Raw genomic sequence first — 19,245 nt, 5'->3', positions numbered from 1 at the left:
CCTTCGGGGCAGGGTCCGCGCGGAGCGGTCGGCGCACAGCGTGGCCAAGGGTGGGAGGCTGGACAGAGACCCGATCCGGGCTCGTTGGGGCTGCTTCCTTCCGGACCTGACCCGGTTGGCGAGTGGCTCGTCCACCGCCAACCTCCCGCCGCCTATATCGTCCAGATGCACGGGGGATGCAAGGGGGCTGGCTGGGGCGGGCGCTCATAGGTCGTGTGGGGACATGCCGCCACCCGGCGGATCAGGGACATCGTCGTCTCGCTTCCAGGGACGAAGCGAGAAAACGCCGCTCGCGTCGCGCCTCGGCGACTGTCCGCGACATCGTTTATCTCGCGGAAGGACGATGGTATGAAAGCGCGTTATATGCGCGCCTTGGCGCGAGTTTTGGTGATGGAATAGAAGTCTTTGTTGCAGTGCGCGCGAACTCGATGCGCAGCCGGAGAGGCCACATATGACCAAAATCGTATCGTCGAAAGCAATTGCTGAATTCTGTGTGCAAAAGCTAGGGGCTGAACTGATTGGCGAGCCGGGAGAATTTTCAATACGCCGTGTCTGTACGTCGAGTGGGCTGGTTGAAGGCGGAATTGCTTTTTCAAAGACAGATCCGAGCGAGGCGACGCAGCGGCTCATTCCCCGCAATTCGGTTTTGCTCGCTCCGTTGGGTTCTTCGGTGGTGCCGGATCCGGAAGGGTTGATAATTCTGCTCGAAAACCCTCGACTCGCCTTTGCCCAGGTTGTCGCCGAATTTCTTGTTGGTCCTTCTTTTTCTGGTATTCATCCAACCTCTATAATTCATCCCTCCGCCCACATCGACGAGACCGCTTCCATAGGTGAATATAGCATTATTGGACCGGATTGTGTTGTCGGTGCTGGAAGCGTTGTTCATCGGCACGTTGTTTTATCGAGAAATGTTACAATAGGAAAGAATTGCGTCATCTTTTCTCACGCCGTGCTGGGTGAGGATGGCTTCGGCGTCGAGACGGATTCGAATGGGAACCTGCTCAGGATTCCTCATCTCGGCGGCGTTGTCGTCGGGGACTTTGTCCAGATCGGCAATTTCACGGCTGTGGCATCGGGCACGATCGAGCCGACGATTATCGGCGATTACACAATGATCGACAATTTGGTCCATGTCGCCCACAACGTTCGCATTGGACGAAATTGTCAGATCATCGCGTGCAGCGAGATCAGCGGAAGTGTCACGATCGGCGATCGCGCTTGGATCGCACCAAATGCGGCCATCCTGCAAAAACTGCAAATTGGTGCGGGCGCTGTTGTCGGGCTCGGAGCGGCCGTGACAAAGTCGGTGGAGCCGAGTACCGTTGTAGCGGGAGTTCCGGCACGTGTCATCAAGAGACTGGAGGGGCCGTAAGTGCCCATATCTGATTCCGCTTCGCCGCGCGGCTTTACGTGGGCTGATTATTTATTCTTGCTGCAGGAATTTCTGAAGTCTGGATATCGAATCGTCAATTACAGCGATTTCGATCCGCTTCAGTCTCATGCCATCATCCGTCATGACATTGATTTTTCTTTCAAGTCGGCTCTCGATATAGCTCTTATGGAGGCGGATTTAGGGGTTTCGGCTCAATATTTTATCCTGCTGAGGACTGAATTTTACAATTTATGTTCCCCGTCGGATCTTCAGATAGTCGAAAAAATCCGCGATCTCGGGCACGAGATAGGGCTTCATTTTGATGCTTCCCGTTACGAGGATCGGTCCGATGTTCTCGAGGCCGCCGCGCGTCGGGAGTGCGTTATTCTTGAAAGCATCATCTCGCGGCCCGTCACGTCAATTAGTTTTCATCGGCCGGCCAAGTCGCTTTTGGGGATGTCGAATTGTCTGGCGGGTCGCCAGCATACGTATCAGCCAAAGTTCTTCTCGGATGTGGCGTATTACAGTGATAGCCAAGGATCTTTCAGGTTTGGGCATCCGCTTGATAGCGAGGCTTTTCGCGCCCGGGCGGCGATGCAGTTGCTGACGCATCCAATCTGGTGGACGTCGGAGCCTGTGACGGACCGGCTGGGGCTGATTGACCGTTTTCTTGAGGATCGGTCCTCGCTCTTGCGCCGGGAAGCTGCCGCAAACTGCAAGCCCTACGCCCAGCGCCTGGCTGAAGCGGATCGCGCGGCGGGCGGATTCACCGCGCGCGCCGATTGTCCCTGATCCCGCGCACTTGGCGCACATCCTGCGGATCGCCGTCGGGCGTCTTGCACGTTGTCCGGCGGTCATGGGTCTGCACAGGCGGCACGCCCCATCGGGCCTACGTCTACGCACCCGCTGCGCCTAGGGCGTTGCTGCGCTGCGGAAACCCCTCGCTCAAACCGTTGTGACCGTTGCGGCGTCAAGGTTAATTGAGTGGTGGCGTTGAAGATCGGATGTTACCAAGAGGAAGGTTTAAACAAGAGTCGATAGAGCAAGTATCAACCGAAGGAGAGGTAAGTTGCTACGAGCGTTCGACGAAAATTTTTCCTTTTGTCATCAGTCGATTCAGGCTGCCGTTGCATCGCTTATCGGTGGGGCGCAGCGCAAAGAACAGGTGGCGCGGCGCAGAGGCGCCTCGGCCGCCGGCCTCGCCGCCCTGCTCGCCGCGGGCGCGCTGACGCTGGCCGGCCCGGCCGCGGCGCAGACGGCGCCGCCGGTGAACTCCCCGCCCGAGGTCACGACCTCGGCCGAGGAAGGCTATGCGCCGCAATCCGGCCAGCCCGGCAAGGATGTGGTGTGGGTGCCGACCCCCGACACGCTGGTGGAGCGCATGCTCGACATGGCCGAGGTGACGCCGCAGGACCACCTGATCGACCTCGGCTCCGGCGACGGGCGCACGGTGATCGCCGCCGCCCAGCGCGGGCTGCGCGCCCATGGCATCGAATACAATCCCGAGCTGGTCGCGCTGGCCAAGCGCCGCGCCGAGGCGGCCGGGGTCGCCGACCGCGCCAGCTTCGAGCAGGCCGATATCTTCGAGACCGATTTCACCAAGGCGCAGGTGCTGACCCTGTTCCTGCTGCCGGAGCTGAACGAGCGGCTGCGGCCGCAGATTCTCGAACTCGAACCCGGCACCCGCGTCGTTTCCAACAGTTTCGACATGGGCGACTGGGAGGCCGACCGGGTCGATCGTCTCGACGACAATTGCGCCCGCTGGTGCACGGCGCTGATGTGGATCGTGCCGGCCAAGGTGGAAGGCGAGTGGCAGCTCGGCGAACAGCCGCTGCGGCTCACCCAGAGCTATCAGAAGGTCACCGGCGACCTCGGCGGCAAGCCGATCGAGCAGGGCCGCGTCGTCGGCAAGGAGCTGCGCTTCACCGTCGATGGTGTCGACTATGTCGGCGCGGTGGTCGGCAACAGCCTGTCCGGCACCGCCTCGGACGGGCCGGTGAAGAACTGGACCGCCGTTCGCAGCTAACGCCTCCGCGCCCCGCCCGTGCCGCCCCGGCCTGCCCGCCGGCCGGGGTGCCGCGCCCGTGCGCGCCCGCCCCTTCCCGACATGGAGAGCCCCGTGAAGCCCCTCGCGATCGCGCGCGATTCCGCTGTGGCCGTCGATCCTGCCCGGATGCAGGGAACGCCGAAACCGGCGCTTTCCGCGCTCGACGGCATCGCCATGCTGATCGGCATCGTGGTGGGCATCGGCATTTTCCGCACCCCGCAGATCGTCGCGCTCAACGTGTCGAGCGAATGGGCCTTTGTCGGCTTCTGGGTGATCGGCGGCCTCGTCACCCTCATCGGCGCCTTCGTCTATGCCGAACTCGGCTCGGCCCATCCCCATGCCGGCGGCGAATATCACTATCTGCGCCGCGCGCTCGGGCGGCATGTGGCGCTGCTTTTCGCCTGGGCCCGGCTGACCGTGATCCAGACCGGCGCCATCGCGGCGGTGGCCTTCGTGTTCGGCGACTATGCGCAGGGAATCCTGCCATTGGGACCCTGGGGGCCGGCACTCTATGCCGCCGGGGCGATCCTGGTGTTTACCGCCATCAACCTGACCAGCTCGCGCCAGAGCCGGCGACTGCAGCTCGGCTTCACAATCCTCACCATCCTCGCCGTGCTGGCCATCGCCGGCTTCGGCCTCGCGCTCGGCAGCGCTCCCTCCCTGCCACCGGCGCCGGAAGCGAGTTCGGCGAGCGGGGCGTTCGGCCTTGCCATGGTGCTGATCCTGCTCACCTATGGCGGCTGGAACGAGGTGGCCTATCTCTCCGGCGAAATGAAGGATGTGCGGCGCAACATGCCGCGCGTGCTGGTGGTGAGCGTCGCGGTCATCACCGGGCTCTATTTCCTCGTCAACCTCGCCTATCTCAACGTGCTCGGCCTGGAGGGGCTGCGCGCCAGCGACGTGGTCGCGGCCGATACGCTGCAGCGTCTGTTCGGCCCCGGCGCCTCGCTGGCGGTGGCGCTGCTGGTGTGCTTCGCCGCGCTGAGCACGATGAACGCCACCATCTTCACCGGCGCCCGGCTGTATTATTCGCTGGGGCGCGAACTCCCGGTGCTGGGCCGTATCGGCCTGTGGGAGGAGCGCAGCAACATGCCGGTCAACGCCATTCTGGCGCAGAGCGCGATCGCGCTGGCGCTGGTGATCTTCGGCGCCGGCACCCGCGTCGGCTTCCAGGCCATGGTGGAATATACCGCGCCGGTGTTCTGGTTCTTCCTGCTGCTGGTCGGGGTGTCGTTCTTCCTGCTGCGCCGGGAGGAAGCCGGGCGGAAAGGCGCTTTCCGGGCCCCGCTCTACCCGCTGACCCCGGCGCTGTTCTGCCTCACCTGCGCCTATCTGCTCTATGCCAGCATCGCCTATACCGGCTATGGCGCGCTGGTCGGGGTGGCCGTGCTGCTGGCGGGCGTGCCCTTCCTCCGCTGGGGCGGCGCGCCGGCACGGGCGGCGTGAGCGGGTGCGTCAGCCCGCGCCGCCGAGCAGGCCTTCCACCAGCGCATAGACCGCCTTCACCCGCTCTTCATTGGGGTAGTAGCGGTTGGCCAGCACGACGACACCGAGCTTTTCCGCCGGCAGCATCACCACATAGCTGCCGAAGCCGTTGGTGGAGCCGGTCTTGTTGATGAAGCTCGCGGGGGCCGGCGGGGAGGGCGGGTCGAGCTTCTTGATCGGCTGCGGCTTCAGCGCCATGTCCGGCCCATTGCCGGCAAGCAGCCGGTCGCGTTTCGCCGGCCAGGGATAGCGCTCCCACACCATCTCCTGCACATAGCTTGACGTCTCGTAATAGCCGGTATGGGTGCGGGCCAGCGCCCGCGCCATGTCCGGCGCCACCTTGCCGACGCCCATATTGGCGTCGAGGAAGGTGAGCATGTCGATCGCGGTGGACTTCACCCCATAGGCTTCCGGCGCCAGCACGCCCGGCGTCACCCGGGTCGGCTTGTCCGCGGCGGTGTAGCCCATGGCGTAGCGCGCCATCGCCGCTTCCGGCACGTCGATATAGGTGCTGGAGAGGCCGAGCGCCGGAAACAGGTCGTTCTCCGCCGCGCGGGGAAAACTGGTGCCGAGCGCGGTGGCGGTGACGAGGCCGAGCACGCCGATGCTGATATTGGAATAGGCGCGGCGCGTCGCCGGCGGCGCGGCCGGCTTCCAGGCGGCGAGCCACTCCACCAGCTCCTTCTCGTTGCGCACGCTGTCGGGCACCTGCAGCGGCATGCCGCCCGTCGCATGGGTGGCGAGATCGAGCGGGGTGAGGGCGCCGAAAGCGGTGCCGGTGAGCCGCTGCGCCACCTTGTCGAGCGGCGCGTTGAGATCGAGCCGTCCGCGCTCCGCCGCCAGCGCGGCCAGCGTCACGTTGAAGGTCTTGCTGACCGAGCCGAGCTCGAACAGCGTGTCGCCATCCACCGGCCTGCCGTCGGTGCGCGCGGTCTGGCCGATGGCGAGGATTTCGTGCTGGCCGTTGCGGGTGATCCCGACCACGAGGCCGGGAATGCCGTGGGTCTTGGCCAGCGCGCTGAAAATGGGCGCCGCCACCTTGCCGAAATCGGCCGGGGCGGCGGCGCTCTGGGCGCGGGCCGGCGCCACGGCGGCGCCGAGCGGCAGCAGGGCCGAGGCGAGCAATGCGCGGCGGGACAGCTGGATCATGGAAGGCTCCTTGGCTCGGACACTCCCGCCCTAACGGGCGAATGTGTCCGTGGCGCGGATGAGCCGGTCGAGAATGCCGGGCTCGGAATAGGCGTGGCCGGCGCCTTCGATCAGATAGAGCTCGGCATCGGTCCAGATCTTCGACAGTTCCCAGGCGTAGCGCGCCGGGCAGGGCATGTCGTAGCGCCCATGCACGATGGCGCCGGGAATGCCCCGGAGCTTGTGCGCGTCGTCGAGGAGCTGCCGCTCGCGCAGCCAGGCCTTGTGGACGAAAAAGTGGTTCTCGATGCGGGCGAAGGCGAGGGCGAAATGCCCGTCGCTGAAATCGGCGGAATAGCCGGCATGCGGCAGCAGGGTGATGGTCTCCCCTTCCCAGGTCGACCACGCCTTGGCCGCTTCGAGCTTTGCCGCCTCGTCGGCGCCGGTGAGCAAGGCGCGATAGGCGGTGACCGGGTCGGCCCGTTCCTCCGGCGTCTTCAGCGGCTCAAGGAAGCGCTCCCATTTGTCGGGGAACATCTCGGAGACGCCGAAGCGGTAATACCAGTCGAGTTCGGCCTGGGTGAGGGTGTAGACACCGCGCAGGATCAGCTCGCTGACGCGTTCGGGATGGGTCTCGGCATAGGCGAGCGCCAGCGTCGAGCCCCAGGACCCGCCGAAGACCTGCCATTTCTCGAAGCCGAAGGTCTCGCGCAGCCGCTCGATATCCGCCACCAGGTCCCAGGTGGTGTTGTGCTCCAGCTCGGCATAGGGGGTGGAGCGCCCGCAGCCGCGCTGGTCGAACAGCACCACCTCATAGCGGGTCGGGTCGAACAGCGAGCGGTGCGCGGGCGAGATGCCGCCGCCCGGCCCGCCATGCAGGAACACGGCGGGCTTGCCGCCCTTCGTTCCCACGCGCTCCCAATAGATGGAATGGCCATTGCCGACATCGAGCATGCCGGTCTCGAACGGTTCGATCGGCGGGTAGAGGCTGCGCAGTTCGCTCATGGGGGCCGTACTTGTTGGGTTAGGGGCGCCGGCGCGGCGCCGACTCACCCGCTACTCTACTCCGATGACGGGCGGCGGCGCTGCCTCCCTGAATTGAGAGGGGCCTCGCCTTCATCGGGGACGTTCGGGCGCGGGCCGAGGCCTGTGCGGCGTTAACCCTGGGAGGAAACGCCCTTCCCGTGCCCCACTCTCTCCCCTTAACCCCCGCTTATACAATAGTCGTCTAAGTCGTTGGAATATAACGACTTTCGTTTCCAAGTTTAGCAGAATGAAGGGGGAACAGGGGGTGTACAAAACGAAACTTAGTAAACCGCCCAGAGCAATGATTGTAGCGCGTTTGTTCCCGTTTTGTCAACCTCGCCCTACCGCCTCGCAGCCGCCAGCCAGCCCTCAACTGCATCGGCGGCCAGCTGCGTGCCGTCGGCGCTCTTCAGCCCGCACAGGGCGCACCGCATCCGGCGCACGGAGCGCTCAAGGCCCTCCATCTCGCCGACCGCGCTGTGGTCGATTAGCTGCCTGGCAGTGAACACGGAGCGGTGCCAGCACGGCTTGCACTCCACGCCGAGCACTTTCTCGTCGCGCATCATGCTCAGGATGTTGGGGCCGGGCTGATAGATCATGTTCGCATTTTGTTCTCACACCGTGAGAACGTCAAGGCGCGCCGACTATCCTCTGGATCTCGAGGCACTGCGACCAGCGATACGGTACGCCGGGGCTGCGCTCGCAGTCGAAGTTCTCCCCGCCGATGCCGTCCACGAGCAGAAACGCCAGCGCCGAACTAACGATGAGGAGTATGGCAAGCTGCAGATGAGTCATCGGTGCAATCCGCCTCTAGGTGCGTCAACTACCAGTTGCCACCCTAACCGTCCCCGGTTATGGTGTCAATAAGAGGGGACGGTTATGGAGGGGGAGATTTGACAAACTTTCCGGGGACGGATAGTCGCGCACGGATGGGTCGCCCGCCGCTGCATGTGAAGGAAACCAAGGTTCGTCTCACCGACGAGCATCGCAGCCGCATTGAGGCGATCGTTGGCCCGAACCGCATGGCCTCCTTCATCCGGGAGGCGATCGAGGAGAAGCTCGAGCGGGAAGAGGCCGCGAGGCGCTCTGGGGCAAAGAAAAACCCCGCCGCCGGTTAGGGCGACGGGGTGGTGTGGGCTATAGCTTGCCGGACCTGATATCGGCGGCGAGCCGGATGGTGGTGCGCAGCATGGCCTGCGCTAATTTCACCTGATTGACTGAGCCATCAGGATTCTTCTCGGCTGCAGCGAATATGGCCGGGTCACCTGAACGTAGAAGGCCCTCGACGATCTTGCTGGCCTCGTCGAAGGCGGCGTCCTTGATGAATCGCAGTTCGCTGTCTTGAGTCACCACATCCTGCCTTCTGCCCGGCGCTTTTTGTATCGGTGCACCGCAAACGCCAAAAACTCACGCTTGAGCCGAAGTCGCGGTAAAGCCCATTCGATAGCCTGAGAACCGGCATACACCAAGATCAAGGTGCCTCCGACGACGCTATATACCACTAAGTGCGCGGCGCCGACGGCATATATCATTTGGTCCATCACGCCGCCTCCTGCATGTCGCCCCACGCCTCCAGCATGACGTCCAGCCCTGCGGCCAGATCCGCACCCTCACCGTTCCACACCGTCGCCGAGGCGCGCGGGCGGTAAGCCTCGGATGCATGCCCGCCGGCAATGCCTCCCCGGCCCTCAAGGCGAACGACGATTCCCCCAAGCTGGCGTACGCCGGCTTCCTCATTGGCGAAGCGCATGTCGTCGCACACGACCCGGCCCCCCTGGTCAATAGCCTGCAGTGCACGGTGCTGCCACAGCGACGACCAAAGGCCTGGGCCGATTAGGTCCCTTCCGAACTCTGTGCCGAGAAGCTGCATGAACTGTCGTGGCGATTTGCCCTGCAGCATTCGCGACGGGAGTTCCTTGTGCTCTCCCTCAATCTGAGACTCTGTCATCCCGATAGCGCGGCACATGTCTTTCAACGGCCCGGCGAACTTCACCAGCGTGTAGCCATGCATCGTGACGAGGTGGCGGGCCGCCGTCGACTTGCCGCCACCGGCCGGCGCGCTGAATGCCACGACCGGTGGCAGGCGGCGCGGCTGGGGGCGGTTGTCGTTGGCGGGTGGGCTGGCGTTCACGGTGAGCCGCATGCCCGGCGGAACGACGAAGCCAGGCGCATCCTTGTCGCCCACTGCGGCGTAGAAGTCCTCAGCGATGCCCATTGGTGTCCTCCGCGAGAATGGCGTCGATGGCTGCGCGCCAAGCTTGGCGATCGGGCTCGCCAGTTCCCTCAAAGTCGTCACCTGACCATCCGGCCATGGCATCAATCATGCCATCGTCAGGCTCCCGCATCGCCTCCACGGCGGCGCGAGCATCCTCCAGCCATTCGGCGCGGTGCTCCGGCAGCATGTTTTCCAGCGTTGTGTCCGGCAGCCCGTTGCGCCGCCGCATCACGTTCAGCAGCCGCTCTGCCACATCGTGCAGCTTGCCCATCACACCGCCTCCATCTCTTTGGTCTGCTCGCTCTCCACCAGCGGTCGGAACCGCCAGGACGCGAACGGTTTCTCGAAATCCACGATCTTGTCGCCGACGCGGTACGGCAGCCGGTCGTTGCGGATCTCGTCCAGCAACACGCCCTCCGCGCCGAAATGGTCCACGACGATGTCGCGGATGGTGTAGGTCTCGCCCTGGGTGGGGTATCGCTCGTCGCCATAGCCAAGCATGCCGAGCTCGGCGGTGCTGATGCAGGCGACCTTCTGGCCCTTACGGAGCATTGGCTGCCTCCACCTCGCCTGCGCACAGCTCCAAGGCTTGGCCGATGAGCCGCGCTTGTGCCGGGAGCATCACGTAGCTTGCGCCGGTCTCCCTGCAAAAAATCTCGACCAAGCCGAGAGCATCGACATCCGGGCGCACTTCGATGTCGTCGCAATTGCCGTCGTTGTCGACCACGCGCCGGGTGGTCACGATCTCGAAGTCATTCATCATCTTCCCCCATCTCGATCGGCTTGCGGCGCACGCGCCGCCAGAAGCTGGTCTTGGCCGCTTTGCGCTCACCGGCGCGCCACGAGAGGAAACGCCGCCACCCGGTCAACGCATCCTGCTCGGCACCGCCCTTCAGGGGTTCGCCCGTGGCTTTGTTGCTCACCCCATCCCCCAAGCCATGAACACCACCGGCTTGCCGGCGGCGCGGAACTCCGCGATTTCGTGCTGCACCCCGGCGCTCTCTTCCCAGCCGGGCATTTTCACCACCACGCATGCTTCGGCGAGCCGCACCCACGGAGCGTCCATTCGCTGCCAGAAGTCAGCATCGATCTTGTTGAGCCTCCCCACGCGCGCGACTTGATGCGCATGGGCAATCGGTGAGAACGCCGCGATGCCGAGCTCCATCAGCCGCGCCGTCACCTCAGCCGCGTCATAGGCGGCTGCGTCGTGGCCATGGACGTACTTCGTGTAGGGTGTGGCCACATACACCGCCTTGCCGACGAGTCCCGCCAGTTCGGCGGGGTGGATGTCGGCGTTGTCGTTGGCGGCCTCTGCGGCGTTGAACGCGGCTGCGTACTGCTCCAGTGGGTTGGTGCAGTAGGCCGTGTTTTCCTTGGTAACTATGCCAGTCGCGCCCTTCTGCGCCTCGTCATAGCCCCGCGCGATGCGGGCTGCGGTCTGGTTGGTCATGCGGCCTCCTTGGGCACAGCGTCATGGGCGCCGCGCCCCTCAAATTCCCTCCACTGGCGGGCCTTGTGCTCCTCGCGTGCCTTGATAATGGGCTCGACGAGTGGCAGCCGCTCCTCAATGCCGCTCACGACGTCGTCCATGCTTTGGCCTAAGATGGTGAACTGAAAGACCGGCCAAGATGAAGACAATTCTAGACTCGTGGCAGTTTCCACCACCGCTTTGTAGTGGGCGCGACCAAGGCGTCCAGACATTACGGCCAGACTCACCTTCACGTCGCGCTTGAACAACTCGTCAATGAGCGTATCGAACGTCTTCATCTCTTTCGTCTCCTGATTCACCCCAAACCTCCCATTACCCAAAGAAGCCCGATGACGGGCAGAATGATCTGCCAGGCCAGCACCGCGAACAGCGACAGGCTGACGAGCAGGCCGACAATGATGTTGCCGATGGTTTCGCTGCGCCGGATGCGGCGACGTGCCTTCTCGCGGGCCTCATCCAGTGTGAGGCGTCCGGCCTTGATGTCGTCGAGGATGGTCACCCCACGCTCCTCTCGTTGATGGGTTCATTGTCGTTGGCGGCTTCGGGCGGCATCCCGTCCACGATAGCGACGCGCGTGCGCCCGACCTCGCCCATGAAAGCGTCATAGGTGATGCTCTGAAGCGACCGGCCGGACAGGAACCCAGAGCCGTAATGCCACGCGTCCTGGGGCGTAGGCGTCTGGTGCACTTCGGAGATGCACCCGCCGCCTTCGGTGGCGAACTTCGCCGAGTGGTGCAGGTGGAAGCCGTGGATGTACCGGAACTTGGTGGCGCCCCAATCCTCGGCCCGCCGATGCGCCATGATGGCCGGCATGTCGCGGATCTTGGCCTCGTGGCCGTGCGTCGCGCCGATCATCACCCGGCCGAAGCGATACCAAAAAAACAGGCTGGCATCGGTATCGACAGTGACGCGCGGCTCGTTGCGATAGTGCCCCTTCAGGAAGTGCGCGACAGCAACGGCGGCGTGCTCGTCGTGGTTACCCTTCAGAATGCGAACGGTAACGAGCTCGTGCCGCAACAGGTGCGCATCGATAGCCCGAACCACCAGCCGCTCGGCGACATCCAGGCACTTATCGTACCTCCCGTCCACGTCAAGCACGTTGCCGCTGCGGGCCGTCTTGTTCTCGTTGGTGTCGCTGTGCAGCAAATCACCGCCACCGAGAACGATGGCTCTCTTGCTTGGTGGCGTGCGGCTGACAAGCTCGTCGATCGCTTCTGAAATGACGCGCTCGGCGATTGTGAGATCCCAGTTGGTGCCGGTCTCACCGGCCCACGCTTTGAGGCCGACATGCAGATCCGGCAACGGCGTAAACGTCAAACGACGGCCGGTCGGCAGTGTTGTAAGATCGGGCGGCGCGAGCGGGTAGCCCTTCGGCTCGTAGTTCTTGAACGCTTCCTGCAGTTGGGCTGCCCAGTCGATCGGCGTGCGCTCGGCCCCTGTCTTCACCCACTTCAGGACTTCCCGCCCCTCTGGATCCACCAGCGCCGAAATGCCCTTGATGGACTGGCCGGCGGGGACGGCGAACACCTCGCCATGCTCGCGGGTCTGTCGCACCCATGCGTCGCCCTGCTTGCTGGCGATGCTCTGGATGGCGTAGCCCGGCAGCACCGGTTCTGTACCGAGCATGCCGCGCTCCGCAGCGCGAGCGAGGCGGCGGCGCATCGAGTCTCGCGTCATGCCGAGAGCGTCCGCCGCCGCCTGCTTGTTGCCGTGCTCGCGGAATGCTGCGACGCAGATGGCGAGGTCTTCGTCTGTGAAGGTGATCACGCGCGACGGCCCTTGATGAGGACCTTGCATTTGCTGCCGCTGCGAAACGCCCATACGGAAAGAAAAACTGCAACAGATAACGGGCCTAGCGTCGCCGCAAGGAGATTTCCGGCCAAGTCGGACGATGTGTAATCAAAACCGGCGCGGATGTTTCGATACTCGACGAGTCCAATAAACAGAAGACCGATCACGTACCAGGCTGTCCAGAAAGTCAGCGGCTCCAAGCTGAGAGCAAATATGATAAACCAGTCCATCTTCCCCCTCCATCATCAGGACAAAAAAATAGGTGCCCGCCACCTCTCGGCAGCGGGCAGAACTAGCGACCCATGAGGCCGCAAATGGCAGAGCCGGGCACGACGAAGCCGAACCCGGTGATTGAAGGGAACATGCCGCCGAGCGCGACGCTCTGGACGCCTACGGTGATGCCGGCCAGCCGGCCACTCACGAGCACGCCGCCGCCTGACATGCCTTGCACGATGGTGCCGTTGACCGTGACAACCTCGGCCCACGGGCCGCGCCTCTCGGCCTTACCGACGACTTCTCCAGCCGCGCGCACGAAATCGACGCTGCCAGGGTTGCCGTAAGCCACATAGTGTGAGCCGGGCGCCAGCGGCTCGCAGGACAGCGTCACCGACTGCACATCGGCGAAGTCATCAATGCGAAGCAGCGCGACGTCGTAGTCTTTGTTCGACCACAGCACCTTGGCTTCGCGGGTGACGCCGGTGTCAGTGACAACCTTGACCTCGCGCCCGTCAGCGACGTGCGCAGCCGTGACGATGTAGCCACTGCCGATGTGCGCACCAGATCCGTGGCCGTCGGCGAAGTCGATCTTGACCGAGAAAGATGCTGCCGGCGGCGCCGGCATGTCACGATAGGCGGCATAAGAGAGGCCGCCGAAGACAACAGAAGCGGCCACTGCGATGGCCATCATACCGTAGCGCATGCCCAAGCCCTCTGAGGCCCGGCACCACGCCGCGACCTTCTGCGGCCAGATAGGCGTCGGCAGCGGCAAGCGGCGGCAATCCGCAAGATTGGCCGGAGTTGTCACAAATTGGAGCGGCGTGACGGCTACCGCGGCATGGCAGCGATGATGGCTGCCATCTTCTCCCATGCATAGAATCCGAACGCGGCGACGGCGCCAGCCCATCCGGTCACGCGCGCAATGCCGAGCCAGCCGATGCGGGTCACAAACAATGCGCCCTGCGCCTGCGTCAGCAGTGTCTCGATGCGGTCGATCTTGTCGTTGACCGACGCCACGTCACTGCGCACGGAACGGAACTCCCCGCGAACCTCGTCCCGGAAATCGTCGTGCTTGTCGTTGAGGTGGCGCACTTCGTTCTCGACCACGGCGAGCCTTTCCAGTTCGGTGATCGTCATTTGCGGCCCATGGCGGCTAGGAACTTGCCGGCGATGTCAGAGGCCGCCTTGCTCCCGAAATAGAACCCGATGACCGTCATCACGATGCCGGTCACCTGCACGCCTGGGTCCTTCGTCACCCCCAACTGCAGCACGGTGTCCCACACCACGATCTTGGCCACGTAGGACAGTGCGCAGAAGCCCATAAGCGAGCGGATGGAGTACCACTTGTCATTGCTCGCTGCGGCTGTCGCGAGCGATATCTGGCCTTGGAAGAACGCGATCTGCTGCTCGGATTGCAGCTTCTTGGCGTCAGTGTCCGCCGCTAGCTTGGCCTGATACGCTCGCTCCAGCGGGCCGGTCAGCTGGCTGATGACGCCGCCAGTGAGCCAGCCGACGATGCTCACGTCGGCCATCCCATGCGCTTGGCGATGCGGTACCACACCTCGGCAGCGGCCCACACAAGGCCGCCAAGCGCCATCTCTGCGACCATGGCCACTTCCGGGTCGCCGCCGAAATACTCGGCGTCGCTGGCCGCGATATAGCCCTTGTAAAGCAGCGCCCCGGCGATGACTCGCATCAGGATGCGCGCGAATGCGCCGGTCATTTGGCGCTCCTCTTGAAGATGGCGATGAGAGCAGAAACCAGATTAGCCAGCCATGACGGCTGCGCCGCAGGCGGATGAACATCGGCTGGCGTGTAATAGTCCCTCTCCGGCGGAGGCGGGGTGATTGTTGCTGTAGCCTTCCCCCATCCAGCCGCCTCTAGCGCCGCATAGAAGTCGGCGTGAGTCTTGGCGATGGTGCTGTCAGTCCCATCCGCCCCGTTCACGATGCGGCGCGGGTGGTCCTTGGGCTGGGCACTAAGAGCGGCGGGAAACTTGAAGTCGGCGAGCTTCTTGCCGGTGAATAAGCCTTCCGACATGCCCACGACGGCGATATCAGCGCCATGCACCGGATCCAGGGCAAGGCTCGGATTTTTCGTGAGCGGGATGCCGAGGCGCTTCTCGAACTTCCGATAGTTGTCGAGGTGCGTGATCTGGATCGGCCCGCGCCCGAACCACCCATCGCGCCAATACGGCGTCTTCACCCAAGACAGCCGCCCCTTGGCCCACGCTGCCTCAAGGCGCGCCTTAACCGTCGCATCGGAGGGGTTCTTATCCGTGTGAGAGGCGTACACAGTCTCCTTGATGCCGAGCATGTAGCCGCCCGTCTCGTGGTGGACCTGCGCCAGGATGTCGGCGACGTGGTGCGTGTCCTTCACGCTGTGTCGCTCGGCCGCGTCGAGAATGGCGGTTAGGCCCTCGACCTGCGGCTGGGAGAGCGAACCGCCAAACGGCCTCGCTCGCACCCGGTCGAAAAAGACCGTGCGGTTCATTGTGGTCTCCAGATTGTAAGGAGGGTCAGAAGGTGGGCGACGACTAAAGTTGTGCGGCGCTCATAGGACTTCGTAAGAGAAGCTGATCGCCAAGTTAAGCGCGCCGCTGGCAGGGGCCGCCAGGCTGACTTGCGCCTGATCGTTAGTTGCATCGCCAAGAACGCCGACAGGTCGATTCTGGCCAATGACAGCGCCTGAGCCCGTCAATTGCTGCGCTCCAGTCAAGGCGCTTGCAAACGGAAGCGTCATGTTAAAGCTCGTCGCTGTGTCAGAGCCGGCCGTTGCTGAAATCTGCACAAGTCCAGACACTTGCACATATTTCCCCAGCCTGAAGACTCGGAGAGGGTGCGTAGTAAAAGACGCGACGTTTGCGTTATTTGTAAACGTCGGCGTGTACACACCAGAATACGACCCAGAAGCGACATAGAACGATGTCTGATACTGGGAGATGATGACAGCTTGGCCCGGTGAAAGAACGATGGCCGGGCCGGCAAGCCCAGATATGGTCACATCGTTGCTTGTGCCATTGGCGCATTCAAAACTGTGATAGCGGAACCCGTTGGAAAACGAGACAGCCGTCACGGAGCCGCTAAGGACGATCTTGTCATGCCCCTCGACCGCGACCGTGCCGTTGGACGTGATGAGCTTGGTGGCCTGCTTGACGTAGCTCCCCCCGCCGCTGTCCGTCGTGTTGATGTTGATTCGGCCGGGCAAGCCAACGCCGATCCCGGACATAAGCTCCATCGTCTCAAGGGTGCCATTGAAGGTGACATCGTTGAGATTGAGGAAGGTCGAAGGGACGACGCCCGTCGTTATCTTGCCAGAGACGCGCGCGGTAGCCGCTGAGAAGTTCGAACCGAACAGCTTGGCCGGAGTGCCGGACGGGTAAGCACCTCGGCTGTAGGCGATGGAGCACTCAAAGTCTGCCAGCTCGATCGTGTCGGTGTTGCTCTTGCCTATCACCGCGATTTCGGCGTCGCTGAAATAGTCCCGAACCTTTATCCCGCTGAACTTGTGCGTCGTTCCTGTGTCCGAAAGGTCGAAATACAGTATATGAGACAGGTTTACGATGCTGTCAGTCGGGTTAGACAGCTCTCCATGCCCGTCGATGAGCACGTCGTCGACCATGCCACGAATGCGAACGGCAGGGCGCACTGTGTCAGTGTCTGTGCCGTTATTCGTGAAATACGTGCCGATGAGCTTCACGCCGCGCGTCGTATTCAGGTCGCCATCGCGCGAGCCGTCGATGCGCACGGCGCCGTACTGGTTCTCCTGGATGTTTCGCAGGTACCCGCCAATAATGGTGTGCTGGATGCAGCTCTCGTTCACGCCCTGTGCGACATCAGCGACAGTGGACGCCGTAAGCGTAGCGACATCAAGCTCATTCTGGCAGTCGATCCAGAGCGCCGGCACGTCGGTGCGGTAGCTGTAGACGGAGGGGTTTATATAGGTGAATAGCTCCGACCCGGAATTGTACACCCCGGCCTTGCGCCACCACCCATCGACACGGACGCTATCGAAGAGCATCCCCTCGCAGGTCTTGGAGGCGCCTTGAAATTCGCGCCCGAATAGCACCCCGAGATCGGGAGACAGTCCAGTCGAGGACTCGATGCTGAGATCGCGGACGCGCCAGCCTGCCGACCCGAGGAGATCGAGAACAGCGCCATCGTCAAAGCGGCCGATGATCTGCGCGCCGTTTCCCTGTAGTACGAGGCCGCGCGTCTGGAGCCCGGTGAAGTTGATAGGTCCCTCTACCGCATAGCGGAAGCCGGGCTGGAGCGCGATGCCGAATTTATGCCGCTTCCACCCGTAGGAAGAGGTTGGCGGCCATTCGACATCCTCCAGCAGCGTCAGCATCTCATCGCGCATGGCGTCGAAAGCGGGCTTGAAGTCGGTAGCGCCTGAAAAGTCAGGCACTTCGCCGCCTGGGCAATAGATGATCTGGGTATCAAGCCCGATGTACATTTCCGGCGTCAGACAGCGCGGAGCGGCGCGGGAAATGACGCTCGGCGCTTTCCCATTCAACCAGGCGTCGGTCAGCTTCTCTGTATGAAACTGGTCGCCTTGGGGGACCCATCCACCATCATAGACATACTGCCCATCGCCCACAGCATAGGCCAGCCATCCGGTTTCGGGCGTGGTGAAGGTCCACGCCGAGCCTGTCCATTGGGCCAGCTTGCCGGCATTGGCCAACCACGCTCCGGAAGGTGAATTCCCTACCGCATAGGTGTCGTCGGCGACAGGGGAGCCCGGCGGGGTGTTGGTGACAGCCTGCACGGTGTAGGTCGGCGCAGCGGACTCGATGATGCTGGTGCGCTCGATCAAGGATCGCACCTGCGTGGCGAGATAGCCGGCTGTGAAGCGCGATGGCGCGTCGTAGCGGATGTAATACGAGGCGCCGGATTGGGTGGTGCCCGTCCATGCCAGCGCGAGCGTCAGCGAGGTGTAGGGGCTAACGGGCGTGGCAGCGATCGTCACACGCTGGCCGGCGAGCTCCAGAGTATCACCGGCGCGCACGTCACTCCACAACACCCCTGAGCCGGTCACAGTCGTGCTGCCGTTCGACACCGAGACGGCGCCGGTCGCGTAATAATCAGCCATGTTGGGATGCCTTTAGAAGTATTGAATGAGCTAGAAGTCGGAGACGTTCATGGAGCCGATCCAGCCCAATGGATTCCAGGTGATGGACGTGTCTTTGTACCATCGATACTGTGATCGGTTGATAACTGCGCCGCGCCAATACGAGTTATATGTTCCGCCGCTGCCGACCACGTTTTGCATGTCGGTGTATCCGCAGCCGCACCACCATAGACCTGCTGTGTCGTTTACGAGGAAGAACGAGAAAGAGGGACCGGCCCCCGCTGGCGCGGCAGATGGAAGGCTATAGACGCCCGTCGGGAAAGAAACCGGGAAAGCGTTGAAGCCGGTGAACCGTGGCGTTTGCCGATTGGACCGAAATAAAAAGTCCGCCTCGGCGGCGGCTTCCCAGTTCACGTTGTGCTTGGTGATGTCAAGCGCGCCGTTGAAGAAGCGAATGCGCTTGATGCGACCCGTGTCTGCCGCTGGCGTGTAGGCCGGGTCTACACCAAGAATTGCATACCGGACGGCATCGTCTGACAGAAGATTGCCAATGATTATTTCATTGGCACTCACCCAGAATATCGACGGCAGGGAGTCAATATATCCCGTATCCATCCGATAAGCTATGACTGGCGGATAATCTGGATAGCTTCGACTTAATGTGATCCTGACCCCGTATCGAATAGTCGCGCTTTCATTAAATGGTCCGCCATAGACAGTGTCCGCAGGGGACCGCGCCCCGCCTCCGGTCCACTGCGTCGGCGTCGCCATGCCTGTCTCGCGAATCTGCACCATGTTGCGACTGGTCGTCAGCATCATGTCGTCCAGTGAGCAGGTCAGATGGTCGAACCCCGGACGGGAGATGAAAACCCCCATCCCATAGAGCGGGTGAACGCCGATCCTGCCGCCGTTCGGCCCCGTCGCCTCCGTGGCCGTGGCGTCGGTCTGGAACACAAGATAAGCGTAATCCCGCGTGCTGAAGGACGGCGAAACCTTGATTTCATCGGTCGCGAGATTGACGGCGCACGTGCGATACGCTTTCTGATAGCTGACGGTATCGGGTGGGAGCGAGAGCAGCCTGCCGGCGGGATGCCAGTTCACTGTTCCGCTGCCCGCCGTTGCCCACGCAAGAGCCGGTGTCTTGACCGTCGCCCCGGTGACGGGGATGCGCCTGACCGTACGGGTGCCCGGCACGGGATTGGCGGGGTAGCTGAAGCTCTGCGTCGAAAGACTGCCCCCAGCCACCACGCCGCCCTTGAGCAGCCGGAAGGCATTGGTCCAAGCGCTGTCGAACGTTAGATAGCGCTCATCAAGGGCCGGGTCCTTCAGGTCGTGCCCGGCAAGGCCCGTGCGCAAGCGCACGACGCCGTCAATGACGGCGATCGTCGTGTTTGTGCTCATGG

Annotated in this window: 27 protein-coding genes and 1 other RNA gene; 5 read left to right on the top strand and 23 right to left on the bottom strand. The window is 63.1% G+C overall.

The genetic code is table 11. The annotated features are described in order from the left end of the window. Positions 1–49 precede the first annotated feature (49 nt). An RNA gene (ffs, locus tag K9D25_RS03210) (signal recognition particle sRNA small type) lies at positions 50–147 on the bottom strand. Positions 148–451: 304 nt separating this feature from the next. Between ffs and K9D25_RS03205 the strand changes: the two genes are divergently transcribed. The 4 genes from K9D25_RS03205 to K9D25_RS03190 all read left to right on the top strand — a co-directional run bounded on the left by K9D25_RS03205 (position 452) and on the right by K9D25_RS03190 (position 4,865). Next, on the top strand, positions 452–1,372 hold the full coding sequence (locus K9D25_RS03205) for a hypothetical protein (RefSeq protein ID WP_244379188.1): 921 nt from the start codon (positions 452–454) through the stop codon (positions 1,370–1,372). Further along, complete coding sequence (locus K9D25_RS03200; RefSeq protein WP_244379187.1) at positions 1,373–2,164, top strand: hypothetical protein; 792 nt, start codon at positions 1,373–1,375, stop codon at positions 2,162–2,164. It abuts the gene before it with no gap. 373 nt (positions 2,165–2,537) lie between these two features. Further along, the gene (locus K9D25_RS03195) at positions 2,538–3,398 is read left to right on the top strand and encodes an SAM-dependent methyltransferase (protein ID WP_244379186.1); all 861 of its coding nucleotides are present in this window, start codon (positions 2,538–2,540) and stop codon (positions 3,396–3,398) included. A 93-nt stretch (positions 3,399–3,491) separates the two neighbouring features. After that, a complete protein-coding gene (locus tag K9D25_RS03190; protein WP_244379185.1) occupies positions 3,492–4,865 on the top strand; it encodes an APC family permease in 1,374 nt (457 codons plus the stop codon). Positions 4,866–4,874: 9 nt separating this feature from the next. On the opposite strand, the gene ampC is transcribed toward K9D25_RS03190, so the two are convergent. The 4 genes from ampC to K9D25_RS03170 all read right to left on the bottom strand — a co-directional run bounded on the left by ampC (position 4,875) and on the right by K9D25_RS03170 (position 7,853). Continuing rightward, a complete protein-coding gene (ampC, locus tag K9D25_RS03185) occupies positions 4,875–6,053 on the bottom strand; it encodes a class C beta-lactamase (protein ID WP_244379183.1) in 1,179 nt (392 codons plus the stop codon). A 30-nt stretch (positions 6,054–6,083) separates the two neighbouring features. Continuing rightward, entirely contained in the window at positions 6,084–7,037 is a 954-nt protein-coding gene (pip, locus tag K9D25_RS03180) for a prolyl aminopeptidase (RefSeq protein WP_244379182.1), read from the bottom strand. A 362-nt stretch (positions 7,038–7,399) separates the two neighbouring features. After that, positions 7,400–7,657 carry a hypothetical protein gene (locus tag K9D25_RS03175; RefSeq protein ID WP_244379180.1) on the bottom strand — a complete coding sequence of 86 codons (258 nt, stop codon included), beginning with the start codon at positions 7,655–7,657 and terminating at the stop codon, positions 7,400–7,402. A 31-nt stretch (positions 7,658–7,688) separates the two neighbouring features. Beyond that, a complete protein-coding gene (locus K9D25_RS03170) occupies positions 7,689–7,853 on the bottom strand; it encodes a hypothetical protein (protein WP_244379178.1) in 165 nt (54 codons plus the stop codon). A 134-nt stretch (positions 7,854–7,987) separates the two neighbouring features. Between K9D25_RS03170 and K9D25_RS03165 the strand changes: the two genes are divergently transcribed. Next, complete coding sequence (locus tag K9D25_RS03165; protein ID WP_244379176.1) at positions 7,988–8,176, top strand: hypothetical protein; 189 nt, start codon at positions 7,988–7,990, stop codon at positions 8,174–8,176. A 19-nt stretch (positions 8,177–8,195) separates the two neighbouring features. On the opposite strand, the gene K9D25_RS03160 is transcribed toward K9D25_RS03165, so the two are convergent. From K9D25_RS03160 to K9D25_RS03075, 18 genes are all read right to left on the bottom strand, one after another. After that, on the bottom strand, positions 8,196–8,408 hold the full coding sequence (locus tag K9D25_RS03160) for a hypothetical protein (RefSeq protein WP_244379174.1): 213 nt from the start codon (positions 8,406–8,408) through the stop codon (positions 8,196–8,198). A gap of 190 nt (positions 8,409–8,598) precedes the next feature. Next, entirely contained in the window at positions 8,599–9,273 is a 675-nt protein-coding gene (locus tag K9D25_RS03155; RefSeq protein ID WP_244379172.1) for a deoxynucleotide monophosphate kinase, read from the bottom strand. Continuing rightward, positions 9,260–9,544, bottom strand: coding sequence for a hypothetical protein (locus K9D25_RS03150; protein WP_244379170.1), 285 nt, complete (start codon positions 9,542–9,544; stop codon positions 9,260–9,262). The genes K9D25_RS03155 and K9D25_RS03150 overlap by 14 nt, the downstream gene beginning before the upstream one ends. Continuing rightward, positions 9,544–9,825, bottom strand: a complete 282-nt coding sequence (locus tag K9D25_RS03145; RefSeq protein ID WP_244379168.1) for a hypothetical protein — start codon at positions 9,823–9,825, stop codon at positions 9,544–9,546. Before K9D25_RS03145 ends, K9D25_RS03150 begins: the two co-directional genes overlap by 1 nt. After that, positions 9,815–10,033 (bottom strand): hypothetical protein, encoded by a 219-nt coding sequence (locus K9D25_RS03140; RefSeq protein WP_244379166.1) that lies wholly within the window; start codon positions 10,031–10,033, stop codon positions 9,815–9,817. The genes K9D25_RS03145 and K9D25_RS03140 overlap by 11 nt, the downstream gene beginning before the upstream one ends. Further along, complete coding sequence (locus K9D25_RS03135) at positions 10,026–10,196, bottom strand: hypothetical protein (RefSeq protein WP_244379155.1); 171 nt, start codon at positions 10,194–10,196, stop codon at positions 10,026–10,028. Before K9D25_RS03135 ends, K9D25_RS03140 begins: the two co-directional genes overlap by 8 nt. Then, the gene (locus K9D25_RS03130) at positions 10,193–10,723 is read right to left on the bottom strand and encodes a DUF1937 family protein (protein ID WP_244379148.1); all 531 of its coding nucleotides are present in this window, start codon (positions 10,721–10,723) and stop codon (positions 10,193–10,195) included. Before K9D25_RS03130 ends, K9D25_RS03135 begins: the two co-directional genes overlap by 4 nt. Then, positions 10,720–11,040, bottom strand: coding sequence for a hypothetical protein (locus K9D25_RS03125; protein ID WP_244379142.1), 321 nt, complete (start codon positions 11,038–11,040; stop codon positions 10,720–10,722). Before K9D25_RS03125 ends, K9D25_RS03130 begins: the two co-directional genes overlap by 4 nt. Before the next feature lie 17 nt (positions 11,041–11,057). After that, positions 11,058–11,261: a hypothetical protein gene (locus K9D25_RS03120; RefSeq protein ID WP_244379140.1), complete on the bottom strand. Its 204-nt coding sequence runs from the start codon at positions 11,259–11,261 to the stop codon at positions 11,058–11,060. Then, a complete protein-coding gene (locus K9D25_RS03115; RefSeq protein WP_244379138.1) occupies positions 11,258–12,529 on the bottom strand; it encodes a helix-turn-helix domain-containing protein in 1,272 nt (423 codons plus the stop codon). Before K9D25_RS03115 ends, K9D25_RS03120 begins: the two co-directional genes overlap by 4 nt. After that, positions 12,526–12,783, bottom strand: a complete 258-nt coding sequence (locus tag K9D25_RS03110; protein WP_244379136.1) for a hypothetical protein — start codon at positions 12,781–12,783, stop codon at positions 12,526–12,528. The genes K9D25_RS03115 and K9D25_RS03110 overlap by 4 nt, the downstream gene beginning before the upstream one ends. A 62-nt stretch (positions 12,784–12,845) precedes the next feature. Next, on the bottom strand, positions 12,846–13,640 hold the full coding sequence (locus K9D25_RS03105) for a S1 family peptidase (RefSeq protein WP_244379134.1): 795 nt from the start codon (positions 13,638–13,640) through the stop codon (positions 12,846–12,848). Beyond that, positions 13,598–13,906 carry a hypothetical protein gene (locus K9D25_RS03100; RefSeq protein ID WP_244379132.1) on the bottom strand — a complete coding sequence of 103 codons (309 nt, stop codon included), beginning with the start codon at positions 13,904–13,906 and terminating at the stop codon, positions 13,598–13,600. Before K9D25_RS03100 ends, K9D25_RS03105 begins: the two co-directional genes overlap by 43 nt. Next, positions 13,903–14,292 carry a hypothetical protein gene (locus tag K9D25_RS03095; protein ID WP_244379130.1) on the bottom strand — a complete coding sequence of 130 codons (390 nt, stop codon included), beginning with the start codon at positions 14,290–14,292 and terminating at the stop codon, positions 13,903–13,905. The genes K9D25_RS03100 and K9D25_RS03095 overlap by 4 nt, the downstream gene beginning before the upstream one ends. Next, positions 14,289–14,492, bottom strand: a complete 204-nt coding sequence (locus K9D25_RS03090) for a hypothetical protein (protein WP_244379128.1) — start codon at positions 14,490–14,492, stop codon at positions 14,289–14,291. The genes K9D25_RS03095 and K9D25_RS03090 overlap by 4 nt, the downstream gene beginning before the upstream one ends. After that, positions 14,489–15,262 (bottom strand): glycoside hydrolase family 19 protein, encoded by a 774-nt coding sequence (locus tag K9D25_RS03085; protein ID WP_244379126.1) that lies wholly within the window; start codon positions 15,260–15,262, stop codon positions 14,489–14,491. Before K9D25_RS03085 ends, K9D25_RS03090 begins: the two co-directional genes overlap by 4 nt. A 60-nt stretch (positions 15,263–15,322) precedes the next feature. After that, a complete protein-coding gene (locus K9D25_RS03080; protein ID WP_244379124.1) occupies positions 15,323–17,863 on the bottom strand; it encodes a DUF2793 domain-containing protein in 2,541 nt (846 codons plus the stop codon). Positions 17,864–17,893: 30 nt separating this feature from the next. Continuing rightward, a complete protein-coding gene (locus tag K9D25_RS03075) occupies positions 17,894–19,243 on the bottom strand; it encodes a hypothetical protein (protein WP_244379122.1) in 1,350 nt (449 codons plus the stop codon). Positions 19,244–19,245 lie beyond the last annotated feature (2 nt).

Source organism: Ancylobacter polymorphus, assembly GCF_022836935.1.
Lineage (GTDB): Bacteria > Pseudomonadota > Alphaproteobacteria > Rhizobiales > Xanthobacteraceae > Ancylobacter > Ancylobacter polymorphus_A.
The sequence above is the reverse complement of the archived record's forward strand: the minus strand, read 5'-3'. Positions and strand labels throughout refer to the sequence as shown.

What these genes read in the sequence shown, in the direction of transcription:
- K9D25_RS03205 (WP_244379188.1), top strand. Translation starts at nt 452, where the DNA reads ATGACCAAAATCGTATCGTCGAAAGCAATTGCTGAATTCTGTGTGCAA.
- ampC (WP_244379183.1), bottom strand. Translation starts at nt 6,053, where the DNA reads ATGATCCAGCTGTCCCGCCGCGCATTGCTCGCCTCGGCCCTGCTGCCG.
- pip (WP_244379182.1), bottom strand. Translation starts at nt 7,037, where the DNA reads ATGAGCGAACTGCGCAGCCTCTACCCGCCGATCGAACCGTTCGAGACC.
- K9D25_RS03175 (WP_244379180.1), bottom strand. Translation starts at nt 7,657, where the DNA reads ATGATCTATCAGCCCGGCCCCAACATCCTGAGCATGATGCGCGACGAG.
- K9D25_RS03170 (WP_244379178.1), bottom strand. Translation starts at nt 7,853, where the DNA reads ATGACTCATCTGCAGCTTGCCATACTCCTCATCGTTAGTTCGGCGCTG.
- K9D25_RS03165 (WP_244379176.1), top strand. Translation starts at nt 7,988, where the DNA reads ATGGGTCGCCCGCCGCTGCATGTGAAGGAAACCAAGGTTCGTCTCACC.
- K9D25_RS03155 (WP_244379172.1), bottom strand. Translation starts at nt 9,273, where the DNA reads ATGGGCATCGCTGAGGACTTCTACGCCGCAGTGGGCGACAAGGATGCG.
- K9D25_RS03150 (WP_244379170.1), bottom strand. Translation starts at nt 9,544, where the DNA reads ATGGGCAAGCTGCACGATGTGGCAGAGCGGCTGCTGAACGTGATGCGG.
- K9D25_RS03145 (WP_244379168.1), bottom strand. Translation starts at nt 9,825, where the DNA reads ATGCTCCGTAAGGGCCAGAAGGTCGCCTGCATCAGCACCGCCGAGCTC.
- K9D25_RS03140 (WP_244379166.1), bottom strand. Translation starts at nt 10,033, where the DNA reads ATGAATGACTTCGAGATCGTGACCACCCGGCGCGTGGTCGACAACGAC.
- K9D25_RS03130 (WP_244379148.1), bottom strand. Translation starts at nt 10,723, where the DNA reads ATGACCAACCAGACCGCAGCCCGCATCGCGCGGGGCTATGACGAGGCG.
- K9D25_RS03125 (WP_244379142.1), bottom strand. Translation starts at nt 11,040, where the DNA reads ATGAAGACGTTCGATACGCTCATTGACGAGTTGTTCAAGCGCGACGTG.
- K9D25_RS03110 (WP_244379136.1), bottom strand. Translation starts at nt 12,783, where the DNA reads ATGGACTGGTTTATCATATTTGCTCTCAGCTTGGAGCCGCTGACTTTC.
- K9D25_RS03105 (WP_244379134.1), bottom strand. Translation starts at nt 13,640, where the DNA reads ATGGGAGAAGATGGCAGCCATCATCGCTGCCATGCCGCGGTAGCCGTC.
- K9D25_RS03100 (WP_244379132.1), bottom strand. Translation starts at nt 13,906, where the DNA reads ATGACGATCACCGAACTGGAAAGGCTCGCCGTGGTCGAGAACGAAGTG.
- K9D25_RS03090 (WP_244379128.1), bottom strand. Translation starts at nt 14,492, where the DNA reads ATGACCGGCGCATTCGCGCGCATCCTGATGCGAGTCATCGCCGGGGCG.
- K9D25_RS03085 (WP_244379126.1), bottom strand. Translation starts at nt 15,262, where the DNA reads ATGAACCGCACGGTCTTTTTCGACCGGGTGCGAGCGAGGCCGTTTGGC.
- K9D25_RS03080 (WP_244379124.1), bottom strand. Translation starts at nt 17,863, where the DNA reads ATGGCTGATTATTACGCGACCGGCGCCGTCTCGGTGTCGAACGGCAGC.
- K9D25_RS03075 (WP_244379122.1), bottom strand. Translation starts at nt 19,243, where the DNA reads ATGAGCACAAACACGACGATCGCCGTCATTGACGGCGTCGTGCGCTTG.